The organism is Undibacterium sp. GW821-FHT07F11, from assembly GCF_059418665.1.
Window position 1 is genome coordinate 405,415 of the sequence record NZ_JBWKQH010000004.1, and the last position, 15,186, is coordinate 420,600.

The 15,186-nt window shown below is 51.4% G+C and carries 12 protein-coding genes; 8 read left to right on the forward strand and 4 right to left on the reverse strand.

Annotated features, from left to right (window positions below; genetic code table 11):
* Positions 1-470 precede the first annotated feature (470 nt).
* The 5 genes from AC07OI_RS12355 (at position 471) to AC07OI_RS12375 (ending at position 7,837) form a co-directional block, all read left to right on the forward strand.
* Positions 471-2,615, forward strand: coding sequence for a DUF6531 domain-containing protein (locus AC07OI_RS12355; RefSeq protein WP_495257428.1), 2,145 nt, complete (start codon positions 471-473; stop codon positions 2,613-2,615).
* The gene (locus AC07OI_RS12360) at positions 2,612-4,021 is read left to right on the forward strand and encodes a hypothetical protein (RefSeq protein ID WP_495257429.1); all 1,410 of its coding nucleotides are present in this window, start codon (positions 2,612-2,614) and stop codon (positions 4,019-4,021) included. The genes AC07OI_RS12355 and AC07OI_RS12360 overlap by 4 nt, the downstream gene beginning before the upstream one ends.
* A gap of 122 nt (positions 4,022-4,143) precedes the next feature.
* Positions 4,144-6,591 carry an Ig-like domain-containing protein gene (locus AC07OI_RS12365; protein WP_495257430.1) on the forward strand — a complete coding sequence of 816 codons (2,448 nt, stop codon included), beginning with the start codon at positions 4,144-4,146 and terminating at the stop codon, positions 6,589-6,591.
* Positions 6,579-6,950 (forward strand): hypothetical protein, encoded by a 372-nt coding sequence (locus AC07OI_RS12370; protein WP_495257431.1) that lies wholly within the window; start codon positions 6,579-6,581, stop codon positions 6,948-6,950. The genes AC07OI_RS12365 and AC07OI_RS12370 overlap by 13 nt, the downstream gene beginning before the upstream one ends.
* A 464-nt stretch (positions 6,951-7,414) precedes the next feature.
* The gene (locus AC07OI_RS12375) at positions 7,415-7,837 is read left to right on the forward strand and encodes a hypothetical protein (protein ID WP_495257432.1); all 423 of its coding nucleotides are present in this window, start codon (positions 7,415-7,417) and stop codon (positions 7,835-7,837) included.
* A 127-nt stretch (positions 7,838-7,964) separates the two neighbouring features.
* Here the strand turns inward: AC07OI_RS12375 and AC07OI_RS12380 are convergent, their stop codons facing one another.
* Positions 7,965-8,651 carry a transporter substrate-binding domain-containing protein gene (locus AC07OI_RS12380; protein WP_495257433.1) on the reverse strand — a complete coding sequence of 229 codons (687 nt, stop codon included), beginning with the start codon at positions 8,649-8,651 and terminating at the stop codon, positions 7,965-7,967.
* A gap of 246 nt (positions 8,652-8,897) precedes the next feature.
* Between AC07OI_RS12380 and aroQ the strand changes: the two genes are divergently transcribed.
* A complete protein-coding gene (gene aroQ / locus AC07OI_RS12385) occupies positions 8,898-9,530 on the forward strand; it encodes a gamma subclass chorismate mutase AroQ (protein WP_495257434.1) in 633 nt (210 codons plus the stop codon).
* 149 nt (positions 9,531-9,679) lie between these two features.
* Here the strand turns inward: aroQ and AC07OI_RS12390 are convergent, their stop codons facing one another.
* Entirely contained in the window at positions 9,680-10,603 is a 924-nt protein-coding gene (locus tag AC07OI_RS12390; protein WP_495257582.1) for a LysR family transcriptional regulator, read from the reverse strand.
* A gap of 90 nt (positions 10,604-10,693) precedes the next feature.
* On the opposite strand from AC07OI_RS12390, the gene AC07OI_RS12395 reads away from it, so the two are divergent.
* Positions 10,694-11,197: a GNAT family N-acetyltransferase gene (locus AC07OI_RS12395; RefSeq protein WP_495257435.1), complete on the forward strand. Its 504-nt coding sequence runs from the start codon at positions 10,694-10,696 to the stop codon at positions 11,195-11,197.
* A gap of 226 nt (positions 11,198-11,423) precedes the next feature.
* Entirely contained in the window at positions 11,424-11,915 is a 492-nt protein-coding gene (locus tag AC07OI_RS12400) for a DUF3060 domain-containing protein (RefSeq protein ID WP_492701777.1), read from the forward strand.
* A 95-nt stretch (positions 11,916-12,010) separates the two neighbouring features.
* Here the strand turns inward: AC07OI_RS12400 and AC07OI_RS12405 are convergent, their stop codons facing one another.
* Together AC07OI_RS12405 and AC07OI_RS12410 are read right to left on the reverse strand one after the other, a co-directional pair.
* On the reverse strand, positions 12,011-13,879 hold the full coding sequence (locus AC07OI_RS12405; RefSeq protein ID WP_495257436.1) for a hypothetical protein: 1,869 nt from the start codon (positions 13,877-13,879) through the stop codon (positions 12,011-12,013).
* Between the two features lie 16 nt (positions 13,880-13,895).
* Positions 13,896-14,900, reverse strand: a complete 1,005-nt coding sequence (locus AC07OI_RS12410) for a ferritin-like domain-containing protein (protein ID WP_492701773.1) — start codon at positions 14,898-14,900, stop codon at positions 13,896-13,898.
* Positions 14,901-15,186 lie beyond the last annotated feature (286 nt).

The following is a 15,186-nucleotide window of genomic DNA, read 5'->3' on the forward strand; positions in this document are numbered from 1 at the left end:
TTTTAGCTGGGAAAAATTTTTCCAGAATGACTTTTTTACTCATGCGCTTGATCACAAGCCTAATTTGTTTTGGGGTATTTGCTTTGTCTGCGGGGAATGCACATGCACAAGAAGACAGCGTCAGTCCAACAGATGAAGGATATTTTTTTGGCGAGATGAGGTTTGCGTCTGATGGGGCGCTGGCAAGCTATTTTTGTACAGTGAATTATTACGATGGTAATCCAGGGGTTCTGAAAAGCATACAATATGCAACTGCCCCCTCAGAAGATGATGTGCATCCAGGCTTCAGTTTTACGTGCACCCATAATTACAACGGAACTACCGTAGAAACGGTGCATGCCAATCCCATTCCTTATTATTATATTTGTCCTGGTAACATGGGGTATAGTAAATCGAGGCATGCATGCGTTTGCCCATACTCCCATTATCGCTGGTTTAGCAAACAACAATCTTGTAATGGGTCATATAACTTGCCGCAACAACCGGAGCCTCCACCATCCTGCAAGCCTAAAGGCTCAGGAGGCGGCGACGGATCGAATCCAAAATGCGGTAACCCAATTTCCATTGCAACTGGTGCAAAAATTCAACGTGAACCAGACTTCAAGGTTGCCCATGTAAGTGATCTTGCAGTATCGCGCTTTTATGACAGTAACCCATACAAGCCTGGCTCTGCAGATGTAAGACAGTTTGGTCGTAAATGGACGCACAGTTTTGAATCTCGTATCCAGGCAGAAGCAGCGTTGACTGTTAATAAGTCACGTTCGGATTGCTATATCTCTGTCGATCTTCAAGCGATCTGGTGTGAAAACAAACTGCCAACGACCACTGCGACGATCCCGGAAGCTGTATCTGTCATACGCCCACGCGGTAACAAAGTCTTTTTTTCCCGCAGCGGCCTCAACTGGCAAGGCGATGCCAATACAGATGACAAACTGATTGCCCAATACAATACCGATAATACCGTCGTCACTGGCTGGACATTAACGCTTGGCTCTTCAGACGATACTGAGCAGTATGACGCCAAAGGTCGTTTGATCTCCATTACCAAAAGAAGCGGCATTATTCACAGGCTGACGTATAGCTCAGGTACAACGAACGACACCAATGTCAGCCGTATTCCAGCCAATGCACCTGCTTGCGGCGTTGCACATGCTGGTGAGCTTCTTGCACCAGGCAAATTGCTGTGCGTAACCGACAACTGGAACCAGCAAATCAAATTCAGTTATGACACAAAAGGGCGCATCAGTAACATTACTGATCCAGCAGGTGGACAATACCAGTATGCTTATGACGGTGTGACTGGTGGTTGCAACAGTGCTACACCAAACTATTCCTGCTCTGCGCAAAACCTCACGTCTGTGACTTACCCCGATGGTAAAACCCGCAGTTATGTCTATAACGAAGCCAGCAATATTAATGGTGGCAGGGTATGTGACTATGCAAGCTCTATCGGCAATGGCTCAGGAGCATTTCCTAATGCATTGACAGGCATCATAGACGAAAACGGCAAACGTTATGCCAGCTGGACTTACGACTGTACAGGCCGTGCCACATCCTCAGAGCATGCTGGCGGCGTAGAAAAAGTCACGCTCAGCTTTGTTGATGCCAACGCCAGTGGAGTGCAATCTACTGTAGTTGACACCTATCTCGGTACCAGCACCAGCCCACAAAAAGTGTCTGCGACCTATCAGTTCAAAGCCATGCTTAATACCCTGGGCCATACCGGCGTCGATCAGCCCTGCGTCAATTGCAGCAATATCAGCAATCAGACTTATGATGCTAACGGCAACATAGCCAGCACCACTGATTTTAACGGTACCATCACTACCTATGAATATGACCTGAGCCGTAATCTTGAAACCAAGCGTGTTGATGCGAGCGGCACGGCAGTGGCCCAAACCACGACCACAAGCTGGCATGCAAATTTCAGTGTTCCTCTGCAAATCAACATTCCCTTGCTGCGTACTAGCTACACCTACGACAGCAAAGGCAATGTGCTCACCAGGACAGAGCAAGCCACAGGTGATACCAACGGTAGCCAGGGTGCCAGTGCCGCCGTCACCGGCAACCCACGCACCTGGACCTACACCTACAACGAAGTGGGCCAGGTCCTGACCGTCACCGGCCCGCGTACAGACGTTGTTGACAAGACCACCTATATCTACGACACCCAGCGCAACCTCGTCAGCATCACCAATGCCGCAGGTCATGCGACGACTTTGTCCAATTACGATGCCAACGGCAGGGTAGGCCAGATCACCGACCCCAATGGTGTTGTCACCACCCTGACTTACACCCCACGTGGCTGGCTCAAGCAACGCAGCAGCAATGCCGATGGCGTATCAGAAACCACCAACTTTGATTATGACAATGTCGGTCAGATAACCAAAGTCACTTTGCCAGACAACAGCAGCATCAGTTACACCTATGACGATGCCCACCGCCTGACAAATATCAACGACAACCTCGGCAACAGCATCAATTACACACTCGACAATATGGGTAACCGCATCAATGAAACCGTCACTGACAGCAGTGGCAACCTCACACGCCAGATCAGCCGCATTTATGACGCACTTAACCGTTTGCAAAAAGTGACCGGAGGTGTGCAATGAAACGCTTCGTGAAACCAAGTTTGTTCTCATTGGCATTGGCTAGCCTCCCTGGTGCGGTTTCTGCCCAATCTGCCGTTTATCAATATGAATACGATGCGATGGGCAACGTCACCAAGATCACCAATGCCTTGAATGCCGCTACAGTACAAAAATATGATTCACTTGGCCGTGTTCAAACTGTTACTGATCCTAATAGCAAAGTGACGAGCTACGTCTATGACGGACAGAATCGTTTGACCCAAGTCACGGATGCCCGTAACCTCAGTACTATCTACAGTATTGATGGTCTTGGTAATCTACTCAGTTTGAATAGTCCAGATACTGGCGTCACGTCCACCACCGTAGATGCCGCAGGCAATGTGCTGACGAAGACCGATGCAAAAAACCAGATTACTCGCTATACCTATGATGTCCTGAGCCGCGTCGCCAGCATCACCTACCACGACAGCAGTGTTACTAACTACTCTTATGACCAGGGTGTCAATGCCAAGGGTAGATTAAGCCAGATCAGCGACCAGAGTGGCAATATCGCCTATACCTACGACAGCCGGGGCCGCGTCCTGACAGATACGCGTACCGTCAATAGTGTTGCCAATGTAACTCGCTACCAATATGACAGTGCAGGCCGCTTGAGTGGCCTCACTTACCCGAATGGCCGTCAGATCAGCTATACCCGCGATGTTCTGGGTCGAGTTACCCAGATTGATACCAGCAAAGGCGGGATTGCCGCGACCATATTAAGCCAGGCGACATACCGCCCCTTTGGCGGCATACAAAGTTACCGCAACAGTGCAGGACAAAATTATGCCCGCAGTTACGACAATGACCAAAGGGTTGCAAGCTACGTGCTTAATAATAAAGTGCAGGCGATTACTTATGATTCTGCCAATCGCATTACCTCAATCAATGAAGTGAATAATCCTAACAGGCAAATTACATATGGTTTTGATAGTCTGGACCGTTTGACAAGTTACCAGACACCTCAGCAAAGCCAAACATTTAGCTATGATGCAGTCGGTAACCGTAGCACCAAGACCACAGGTACTGCAAATACCAACTATACATATGCCAGCACGAGTAATCGCTTGACCCAGGTTACAGACAGCCAAAGCACTTCTGTTGCAATGGATAGTAATGGCAGTATTACCAACAATGGTGCAGCCCAATTCAATTATGACGCACGGGGCCGCATGATCTCCGCTGTCACCAGTATCGGTACAGTGCAATACAAGATCAATGCCTTGGGGCAGCGCGTACAAAAAAGTGTGCCTGCCAATGGTAGCAACCCGGCAAGTAGTAGCCTGTATCACTATGATCTTGACGGCAAGCTTATTAGCGAGCAAGGCGCGCAAGGTGACATTGATTATATTTATTTGGATAGCATTCCCGTGGCGATTATTAAATAAGCGCACGCTTATCCATCAGTCAACCACACATTACACCCAACACTGAAAAAACAGCCATCAAGTCACCCACGAGAGCCGGCTTGATGGCAGGGGAGAAGAATTTGTTCCAACAACGATTACGTATGACAGCGACCAGTGCAGCCCTGATCTGCTTCACTGGCCTGTTCAGCACCAACCAGGCCCTGGCCGTGGCACCCAACGTCAGCCTGACGGCACCAGCCGCCAATGCCCGCTACGGTGCACCTGCCGCCATTACCCTGACAGCTACTGCCACCAACACGGGTGACACCATCAGCAAGGTCGAGTTCTATCAAGGAGCCACCTTACTCGGTACAGCCACGACAGCCCCCTACAGCTACAACTGGACCAATGTCACCACCGGCAGCTACAGCCTCACCGCCAAAGCGACCAATAGCCACAATGAAGTCAAGACCTCGACAGCAGTTGCCGTCGTCGTTAACAATGCCCCCACCGTCAGCATCACAGCCCCCTCCAACAACAGCAGCGTTGCCGGCAAAGCCACCATCACCCTGACGGCCAATGCCACCGATGCAGATGGCAGCATCAGCAAAGTCGAGTTCTACAACGGCACTACCTTGCTCAACAGCGACACAGCCTCACCGTATAGCTATAGCTGGACAAACGTCGCTCCTGGCACTTACAGCATCACCGCCAAAGCCACTGACAACCTCAGCGGCACAACAACCAGCACCCCGGTCAGCATCACCGTCACCAACCCGATTACCGTCAATGTCACCGCACCAGCCAACAATGCCAGTGTTACTGTCGGCACACCTATCACCATTACTGCCACAGCCGCAGACAGCAAAGGCACGATCTCAAAAGTCGAGTTCTACAATGGCACCACACTGCTCGGTAGCAGCACAGCCAGCCCCTACAGCTATAGCTGGACCAATGCCGCAGTCGGTACCTACAGCATCACTGCCAAAGTCACCGACAGCCAAAGCCTCACACAAACTAGTGCGCCAGTCAGTGTCCAGGTCAAGGCAGCAGCAACGACGCCACCCATCGTCAGCCTGACACCCGCACTCAAGCAAACTACCCAGACTGCACCAGCGAACGGCACCTTCGTTGCCCCCGCAGGCATCAGCCTGGCAGCCACAGCAACACCGGCATCAGGCAGCACGATTAGCAAGGTCGAGTTTTACCAGGGCGCGACACTGATAGGCACAGCCACAGCACCAACAGTCACAAACGGCAATAACTACAGCATCAACTGGAGCAATGTCGCGGCCAACAGCTATAACGTCACTGCCAAGGCGACCGATAACAAGAACGCCACGGCAACCACAGCACCTGTCACTGTCAACGTCATCAACAACAGCGCGCCAACGGTCAGCCTGACAGCCAACCCGGCCAATGGAACAGCACCAGCGACCATCATCCTGAATGCGACAGCAACCGACAGCGATGGCACGATAGCGCAGGTGGAGTTTCTGAATGGTACGAACAGTATTGCGACAGTGACGCAGCCACCGTATACGACCAACTGGGCGAATGTGACGCAGGGCAATTACAGCCTGACGGCAAAAGCGACAGACAACCTCGGTGTAAGCACGACCTCAGCAGCAGTGCCGGTGGCAGTATCGGCAACTGCACCGAAGATTTATGATGTTTACACAGATCATATTGATACTCCACGCGTAGTTACGGATGCTAATGGTAATGAAGTCTGGCGCTGGGACAGTGCACCGTTTGGGGAGACCTTGCCAAATGAGCAGCCGACTCAGGCAACTAGCAAATTTACGTTTAACTTCCGGTTTCCGGGACAGTATTTTGATGGCGAAACCAATCTGCACTATAACTACTTCAGGGATTATGATCCTCAAGCGGGTAGATATGTCCAGTCTGATCCCATAGGATTAGGTGGGGGAATAAATACGTTTGCCTACGTGAGTGGGCGGCCTTTTGAGATTCATGATCGATTCGGACTACAAGCTGGAACTGTTGGCGGTGGCGGAAATGGTGGTAACTCGGGTAACGGTGGTAATTCAGGGAACGGTAATTCGGGAAACGGTAATTCGGGAAACGGTAATTCAGGAAACGGTAATTCAGGGAACGGTAATTCAGGGAACGGTAATTCAGGGAACGGTAATTCAGGGAACGGTAATTCAGGTAGAAATTGGTCAGTTACTATTTCCGGTTACATACCGACACCAGTTCTTGCCGGTCCAGGTATTGAATTAATATTTGGTAAGAATCCAAATGGAGCAGGTTTTATGACCTTCCGTATAGGCATTGGTGCCGGAGGGATGATTAAAAAAGATAGCGATGGGAAAAGTCCAGGTTATAAAGATGGTGATGAATGCGACTGGAACTATGGCGCAGGAACGTATGGGGGGATGAGCGCCCAAGCTGGTCCTGCTTCTGGAACAGTTTTTGGCGGAGCTCGGGGGTTTAATTCAAGCTCTTCAGGTCCAAACTTCTATAATAATCCTTCGCAGCCAGCGATTAAGTTTAGGCCTAAGGTATCAGGAGTTGGGGCAGTTGTTTCGTTTGGTACGCAGTTTTCGATCACTGGTGGTGGAGAATGTGGATGCAAAAATTAAAACTTAAGGGAATGATTATCCGATTCGGAGTTGGAGTCATTTTAGTATTTATCTTTGCTTTTCCCGCTGCACATTATTTTGCCGTACAGAGTGACGCTTTTAATATAGCGAGAATTTCCTTGTTGGATAATAGTGAAGTGTCGAAACTCACCGGCCAGATTGAATCAGTTCGGTTACCTTGGTTTGAAGAATTTTCTGTTGAGGAGGAGGCGGGTGATGGTTATAGAAATGGCCATGCGTTTTTTCCGCTTCTTGTCAAAGGAGCGAGTGGTGAAGTGCGAGTTTACATTGTTTTGGAAATTGTATCCAATGCTTGGATTGTAAAATCGACTACGATTCTCGGAGGAAAAAAGGTGTAATTGCAGCAAAAATGGTGGCATATTAGCCCTCGGTAATCAAGTAGTCGAACAAAATACTCGCAGCACACCGCGATCAGATTTACATCACCACACGCTTGTTTCAAAATGTCATCGTGCCTTTTGCTTCAACGTGTGGTTGCATGCGTGAAAGATGGGGTCACCCATTAGCCCCCGGTAGTCAAGTAGTCGAACAAAATACTCGCAACACACCGCGATAATATTTACTACGCCACCACACGCTTGTTTCAAAATGCCGTCGTGCCTTTTGCTTCAACGCGTGGTTGCGTGAATCGCAGCTTCACCCATGTGGATCTAGCGAAACATAAGGATGGTTTTCGCCCATTAGCACAGCTACTCCAGAAGTATCTCAGTACCGCGTTGCGTCCAAGTGATGGGCAGATGCTGCACATCCAATCAGCCAGTAGAGTGCGTTGTAACGCACCACACGCACTATAGTAAAGATCATGCCTGAATTCCCAACGAAGAAAAATTTCCTTTTTATATCTTGCCTGCTCATTTTATTGTGTGCAGTCGGATGCTCATATAAGTTTGAAATTATTCCATCTGAATTAAATACCGAAACACCCTCATTCAAATTTTCAAAGCCAATGCTGGCCGTAGAAAGATGGAAAACGACGGTTGTTCAATTGAATCACTTTATGATCGTGCAGAAAAAATCAGATAGCTGGGACTATGAGCATCCACTATGGGCTTTTGAATTGCCACCAGGAAGTGCTTTAGATGTAGAACTGGTGCGCTATGGAAGTCTTCCTGCGGGTTACACAGAAACCGCCAAAGCTAAAAAATTGAGCCATGGAATACAATATCTGGCTCTTGGGTTTGCGCCGGGTTCTGGTGGTAGCATTAAATTTAGCTTGATTCCGTGAGTGAGTAAATGGATGCGATTGGCGACGTGCAATCGTGGGCATATCATTACAAGGATTAATCAAGCGATGGACCATTCACCCTGCCTGGCCTGTTACTTTTTCCTACGTTTGCACCATCACTCGTCGCCTACGTGAGGCCATACTTTTCCATACGCGCAAGATCATCGGCAGAGCCGAGGTACTGACGAAGTTGCTCATTCACGGCATGCAAAAGTTCATGATTGTTTTTGTTGAACGAGAAAGCGCCGACAGGTGCTTTGCTATCTTTACTTATTTCGTGGGCGACTGCTTCCAGCTCATGGTTGTCCCAGGCGATGGCGCGGTTACCAACTGCCGTGGCTGCGAACGCGTCTATCTTTCCTGCCAGTAGCGCTGCAACGGCATCGGGCTGGTTTTTGAACATGACGATCTGCTTATCGGCAATGCCTGCTGATTTTGCTGAATCAAATTGTACCTGCCCAGGGATGATGCCGAGTAGTGCATCGCTTTGTGCTGCCACGGCCTCGTAACTGGTAAGCATTTTGGGATTACCGCGATGCACTACAAAGCCATCGCCCAGCGACCATACTGGCAGGCTGAATGCGACCTGCTTTGCACGTTCGGCTGTCACGAAAATAGGTACATTCATGTCCCAGCGGGCTGCTTGCAGGCCGGGTATAAGTTCTGCGAACGGTACCAGTTGATATTCTATGTCCGAGACACCGATTGCATGGAGTATGGTTTCGGCCAGTTCTATGTCTGCGCCCCTTACGGTACCATCTTCACCCGTCCAGTAGAAAGGTGCTTCTTCTATATAGGCGATTTTCACTTTCATGCGCGTACTCCATATATTCTGAGTTAAGCTGGCAATCACACGTTCTGTAGCCTGGCGCATTCTGCAAGGCTTGATGTACAAGGAGTGTAATGAATGATGATGTATTAGCAGCGGAGTCGTGGTCAAGTATTTTTTCACCAGCACTGGCTTGCAGATTGCATGGCGTGGAATGCAGACCTGCCTTGATCTCTGCAAAAAAGCCAGTGGCATTACAATGTCGGTATATATTTTATGAAATAAGTTCTAATGACATCTCGTTCTTTTACTGCTGTATCACAGCATGCTGTCCAAAAAACCATCCTGCAATACTTGCTGTTTGTGACTTTGGCATGCGCCGCATTTTCGCTGTCACTTCCCGCCCAGGCACAGAATGCCAGCGACCCTCGATTGCTTCGCTTGCTCAGCCTGATGCAGCAACGCCTGAACCTGGCGCAAGACGTGGCCATGTATAAATGGAATGCCAAAGCAGCGATTGATGACCCCGTGCGCGAGCAACAGATACTGGACGGGCTGGCGCAGCAGGCACCTCAATATGGCCTTGAGCCCAAGCAGGTGCAGGATTTTTTTGCTGTGCAGATTGTGGCGGGAAAGATGATACAGACGGCTTTGTTTGCTGAGTGGGTGAGCAAGTCACAAGTCCCGTTTAGTAATCCACCTGACCTGAAAACAAAAATTCGCCCGGCGCTGGACAAGTTGACGGTAGAGCTACTGATGGCGCTGGCCGATGCCCAGCCTGTGTTGCAGGGCAAAGACAGTCGGCAGGCAGTTGAATTGGCGGCGGCTGATGCGAGCTTGCGTGCAGGAGTGTCGCATGCGGTGCCAGGATATGCGGCGGCGTGGCAACATGCGCTTACGGTGTTGGGTAAGAAGGCAGAGTAATGTACCGGTACTTTTGCAGTATCAAATACAAGCTTGCATTTGATTTCTCGATCATGGCGATTCTGACAAAAGGATGATCGTAGGGCGCAATATATTGCGCCCTACATCACGGCGATGATTGAAAATGATCTGTGCGCAGGCCAAATCAACTATCCAGCATCTGCCGCCACCTCCATCATCAACCCCCGCAACCACAAGTGTGCATCGCTGCGCGCGTATTTGCTATGGCTATAGACCTTCAAAGTATAGGGCGGTATCGCAAAGGGCGCCGGGTAGATGGCGATGCCTGCAGCTTGTGCCAGGGTCTTTGCAGCATGACGGGGCAGGGTCATGATGAGTTCGCTGCTGGCGATGATGAAGGGGGCGACCAGCACATTGGGTAGTTGCACTGCGACTTGTCTTTGCAGGGTCAATCCGTCAAGTACATAGTCGATGACGCCGCGGCTTTCGTTCCAGGGGGTGACGACGACATGGCGAGCTTGCAAATAGGTTTTTAATGTCAGCTTGCGTTTGATGAGCGGGTGTTGTTGGCTGGCGATGGCGACGTAGTCGTCTTGCAGCCAGTCAAATTCTTCCAGGCCTGGGGGCAGGGGTGTGCGTTCTTCATCGTAGCCGAGGGCGAAGTCGATATGGCCTGCGGCCAGTTCGGCGATGGCCAGTTTTTGGCTGGTGTTGATGATGCGCAGGGTGATCTGGGGTGCGACTTGTTGCAGCCTGCTGATCAGGCGCGGCAAGATGGCGAAGGCGGTATAGTCGCTGGCGGAGATGACGAAGTTGCGCTGGCTGGTGGCCGGGTCAAAACGTTGCCTGAGGCTGAGCCCCGTCGACAATTGTGTCAGCGCGGCACTGATGGGGGCGGCGATCTGGTCTGCGCGCAATGTCGGCTGCATCTGGTTGTCCAGCCGCACAAATAATTCATCACCCAGGGCCTGGCGCAGTCTGGCCAGTGCATGGCTGAGGGCAGAGGGGCTGAGCGCCAGCTCATGCGCGGCGGCCGTGACTGAGCGCTGTTGATACAGGGCGTTAAATACCAGCAAGAGATTAAGATCAAGCTTGCGTAAATCAAGATGCATACTCTGCATGATAGTCTGAAGTAATTGCACTTGCCGCATTGTAGGCTGGCTTGTTAGGATGTGGCAAATAATGTGTTTTAAAGGAATACCATGAGCATACAAATCCGCCCGGCCCAACCCGAAGATGCAGCCCTGATCCATGCCTATATCACCGAGCTGGCCATTTACGAAAGGGCCGAGCATGAAGTCATTGCCAGTGTGGATGATGTCAGGCAAAGCCTGTTTGCGGCTGACAGCCCGGCACGTGGTTTGATTTGCAGTGTAGATGGGCAGCCGGTTGGCTATGCGGTTTACTTTCTCAGCTATTCAACCTGGCTGGGGCGCAAGGGCATGTATCTGGAAGACTTGTATATCTCGCCCAGCCATCGTGGCAGTGGTGCTGGCAAGGCGCTGTTGCGGCATCTGGCGCAGGTGGCGGTTGAAAGTGGCTGTGGCCGTCTGGAGTGGAGTGTGCTGGACTGGAATGAACCGGCGATACAATTTTATTTATCGATAGGTGCGCAGCCGCAGGATGAGTGGGTGCGTTATCGCCTGGCGGGTGATGGTTTGCAGGCATTTGCGGCAGGCAATGGCATTGCGCTTGCTGCGGCCTGAGCTTCATGCCTGGTTTTTAAGGGTGCTATTGTCATTATGGTAGCATCCTGCCTTGTTCGGGTTGAATATATGCAGTGACGATGTTTCGCTGCAGGGCCTGAATCCGTTTCCTCTGCAAAGTGAGTATTCGCAATAGTCACGAATGGTAGTGAATAGTAGCGAATATTAGTGGTACGTATGGCAGAGCAAAATTGGTTGATCAAATTTTATGATAAATAAAGGCAGGATGATGAAAATTCAAAAGCATTTATTGGCAGTCTTATTGTTGGCAGGCACTAGCGCTTATGCGGGTGATGTGTCGGTCAATTTGCCGGGTATCAGCGTCAAGGCGAACCAGGATACCGGTTCCAATGCGAACGTGAATGTCAAGGCACCGGGTGGGAGCGTGAATGCGACGCAGGGCAAGACCGGTGGCAAGCCAGTCGCACGCGCAGATGGTGGGCGCATCGTTGGTAATGATATGAGCACGAGTACGCAGTGTAATGGGCAGCCAGTGAGCATACAGGGCAATGGTAATCAAATTAGTCTTGTTGGGGCTTGCCCGCAAGTGAATGTGAATGGTAACGAAAACCAAGTCACGGTAGAACAACTGGGTAAAGTGCAGGTCGTGGGCAATGACAATCAGGTCAGATGGGCGCAAGCTTTGCTCGGACAAAAACCGCAAGTGCAGAGTTCTGGTAATGATAACCAGATCAGCAAACAAACTTCTGCAAACTAGTTAATGTCGCTGGCTGTACATGACAGTGTGCAGCAAGGGTGTGGAAAGGTATGAAAGGGTGTGGATAAGGCGGTTTCTATCCACACCCTTTTTGTTTACTCGTTGTTCGGATTCCTTAAAGAGCGGCTGAGCTGGGCGAAGTGTGGCAGGGCTGCGGCTTCTTCTGCATCGGCTGCCTCAGGTGCCTGCGCTGCTTTGAATGCCATGGCGGGTACTTTTTCTGCCAGGTCGGCTTGTTCTGCCGCTGTGAGTGCTGTCAAAGGTTTGTTCAGAAACTTGTATAGCAAGCTGCGCTGGCCTGCTGTCATGTCGCGTGTCACTGGCATGAACAGATAGGTTTCAAATGCGGCAGGTGCGGTCAGGCGGCGCAGGATGTTGGCGTATTGATGCACCTGCGCAGGGTTGGCCAGGTCCAGCCAGTTGTCCATGCAGGGGGCCATGGCATTCCAGTTGATCAGTACGTATTTATAGACATTGGCCCAGGTCGGGGGCATGGCTGCGATGCTGGTGTCTGCCTGGCGTACGCGTACATAGGCATAGGTATTAGCCTGGGTATCCAACCCCTGTGTGGGTGCGGGTGCGTTTTTTGCCGGCACTGGCACATACGCATAGACCGTGCCCTTGGTGGCACTGGCAGTGACATTTAGCACCCCTTGCGCATCGGTTTTCAGGTTTTGCGTGCCAGTGACCTGGCCGCCGCTGGCCGACATCTGGAACAGGGTGACATCGCTGGCCTGATGCAGGGGCTTGCCGCGCGCATAGAGCTGGAACTTGACATTGCCCGCCGGCCCCTGGTCCAGATACAGGTTGGGTGTCTGCGGGATCATGCGCAATACACTTTCCTGCAACAGCAATCCAAATTTGGAACTATGCAATTCGAGCTGGCCTTTTTCTATGTCAGCCGGGTTGGTCTTGCTGATGTCGAAAGTGACAATGCCTGCTCCTGCCTCATAGGCAGCACGGTCATATTTGTCATAGTTGATGCTGGCAATCGGATTTGTCTTGCCGGTGAGGAAGAGCTGCAATGTGCCCAGATCTTCTTTCTTCAGGTCCATACCGGTTTCGCTGACGCTATTGGACAGGTCCACAGTCATGATGCCTTTGCCCTGGCGTGCGTGGGCGGCAGCGACGAAGGTTTTGGCGCCGTCAACTGGCAGCAGTGCGCGATCGCCTGGCTCATGCATGGGTTCATCTCTGCGCCAGACGCCGATGGTGCCCACTACCTGGCTGCGGGCGGGGTTGGGCTGGAAGCCGCCCTTGATCAGTTTGTCACGCAACAGCTGGAATTGTGCCGTCGTGGCCGGTGCACCTGCAGTAGCCAGGCTGGGGTCATCAAAATAAACAGTACAGTAGGCATTGAAGCTGACGACGATGCCTTGCGCATCGCTGTCTTGCAGTGCATGGTGCAAGGCTGCCAGGGCTTCACTCTTGTGGACATCAATCTGCAAGCCATGCTTTGAGAAAGAGGTTTGCCAGTTGACCGAGGCGATACCGGCAATGATGCCTTCTGCATTGCGCTGGAAGTTGATATAGCGCGCCGTAAAGCGCTGGTTGCATGGCGCGGCAACACGGCAGCCACCGTCTATGCCAAAGCTGATACCGTCAAAGAATAATTGCGAAGTGCAGGCGCCATAGGGTTCCAGGTCTATCAGCATGGCGCTGAGCCTGGCGGGGGCACCAACCAGCTTGTCTGTCGTTACCGGGCCTTTGCCCAGGTCAACGCTGGAGACGGCGGTATTGAAAAATTGCACACGGTGGGTGCCATGCGGGTTCCAGTTGCCACCACCAGCTCCGGTTTTAACGGATTCAATCGCACTCTGGCGAAATTGCTGCATGGTCTCGGTCGGTGTCATGACGGTCTGGGAAGTGTTCTCGTCATAAAATCTCTTGTAGTTATTGGTGACGATGGGGTCCCAGGAAATTTGCCCCTTGAAATGGATGCGCGGCGTTTGCAGGATACTCATGCTGTTCTCTCCCGATTCAGATTTTTTTGTAGATGAAGGCTGGCCCGGCGACTTTGTGCTTGTCGTTCAGGGGCGTGTGCAAAGCCTCGACGGCAGCCATGCGCAAGTCAAACATCTTGCGCACTGCAATGCCCAGTTGTGCCAAGTCGCCATTCAAAGCCAGGTTCAATGCATCGACCATGGCGCTGTAGGCCTTGGTGCAGGCGTCTTGCGCCAGTCTGGCGGCGGCTGGTTCTTTGGAAAAATCGTGCAATTGCGGGTCGACAATCGCCGGGTAGACCTTGCTATAGTCCACACCCAGCGGCCCACCCCAGGAAAACCCTTGCGGCGAATCACTGGCAGTCAACACCTGGTTACGATAGATTTCTTCAAAGCGGTAGAAGTGAGCAAGCTCATTGCTGAAGTCCAGCGGGCTGGTACTGGCACCTTCACCTTCTGAGACGATGACCTGTATCGCCTTGTGCGCATCGGCATAATTGTTCACCGCAAACAATTGGCCAGGGAAGAATTGTTTGTCATCAATCTGATTGCGGTTTGCCTGCCAGGCCGTGGCAGGCAGGGTTTTCAAGTAAGCGTCCAGTGCTTCATAAAACTGCCCTATGGTCACTGCCTTGGTTGGCGAGGCAGCCAGTTTCATCTGCGGGAATTCAATCGGGTCTACCGGCATTTCTATGTTCATGCCTTGCTGCATGGCAGGTTTGCCAAACGGCAGTATGTGCAGGGTCAGCACCTTGCCGTCATGGCCGATATCACCAGGTAGCGGGCCGGGATACTTGGGCGGCTGCAGCTTGGGGCTGCCACCCAGCGCGTTCAGAATATTCGCTGCCAGGCAGAGATGGATCATTTCCTGATGTGTGATCGACTGCAGGCGTGCCATGGCTGGTGCATTGGTACCAGGCAGTATCGTCAGTTGCGCATACAGATAAGGTGGCAGCGTACCAAATTCAACATTGATCGCGGTTTCCAGCATGGCCTGCGCCTGCGCCACACTGGTGATGGGAGATAGTTGTAGAAATATCATGCTTGCCCCCTGCAGGCATCACGGTAAGCAAAAGCCAATTGCGTATTCATATTGCAGTTCTCCTCAACAAGAAGTGAATGAGTGCATCGAGTTAATGCATTGAAACATGGACCACAAGAGAGATCGCCTGCGGGCAATCCCCGGTTATCCTGCGGCAGATGATGCTGGCTGCAGGTAATGCTAAAGACGAATCAAAACCAAAGCTGAGGCCGGAAGCGGTACGTGCCTTGCCTGTGAAGGAAGGGCTGCATCCTGTTTGCAAACAGATGGACAGGACATGGTTACA

What these genes read in the sequence shown, in the direction of transcription:
- AC07OI_RS12360 (WP_495257429.1), top strand. Translation starts at nt 2,612, where the DNA reads ATGAAACGCTTCGTGAAACCAAGTTTGTTCTCATTGGCATTGGCTAGC.
- AC07OI_RS12365 (WP_495257430.1), top strand. Translation starts at nt 4,144, where the DNA reads ATGACAGCGACCAGTGCAGCCCTGATCTGCTTCACTGGCCTGTTCAGC.
- AC07OI_RS12370 (WP_495257431.1), top strand. Translation starts at nt 6,579, where the DNA reads ATGCAAAAATTAAAACTTAAGGGAATGATTATCCGATTCGGAGTTGGA.
- AC07OI_RS12375 (WP_495257432.1), top strand. Translation starts at nt 7,415, where the DNA reads ATGCCTGAATTCCCAACGAAGAAAAATTTCCTTTTTATATCTTGCCTG.
- AC07OI_RS12380 (WP_495257433.1), bottom strand. Translation starts at nt 8,651, where the DNA reads ATGAAAGTGAAAATCGCCTATATAGAAGAAGCACCTTTCTACTGGACG.
- aroQ (WP_495257434.1), top strand. Translation starts at nt 8,898, where the DNA reads ATGACATCTCGTTCTTTTACTGCTGTATCACAGCATGCTGTCCAAAAA.
- AC07OI_RS12390 (WP_495257582.1), bottom strand. Translation starts at nt 10,603, where the DNA reads ATGCATCTTGATTTACGCAAGCTTGATCTTAATCTCTTGCTGGTATTT.
- AC07OI_RS12395 (WP_495257435.1), top strand. Translation starts at nt 10,694, where the DNA reads ATGAGCATACAAATCCGCCCGGCCCAACCCGAAGATGCAGCCCTGATC.
- AC07OI_RS12400 (WP_492701777.1), top strand. Translation starts at nt 11,424, where the DNA reads ATGATGAAAATTCAAAAGCATTTATTGGCAGTCTTATTGTTGGCAGGC.
- AC07OI_RS12405 (WP_495257436.1), bottom strand. Translation starts at nt 13,879, where the DNA reads ATGAGTATCCTGCAAACGCCGCGCATCCATTTCAAGGGGCAAATTTCC.
- AC07OI_RS12410 (WP_492701773.1), bottom strand. Translation starts at nt 14,900, where the DNA reads ATGATATTTCTACAACTATCTCCCATCACCAGTGTGGCGCAGGCGCAG.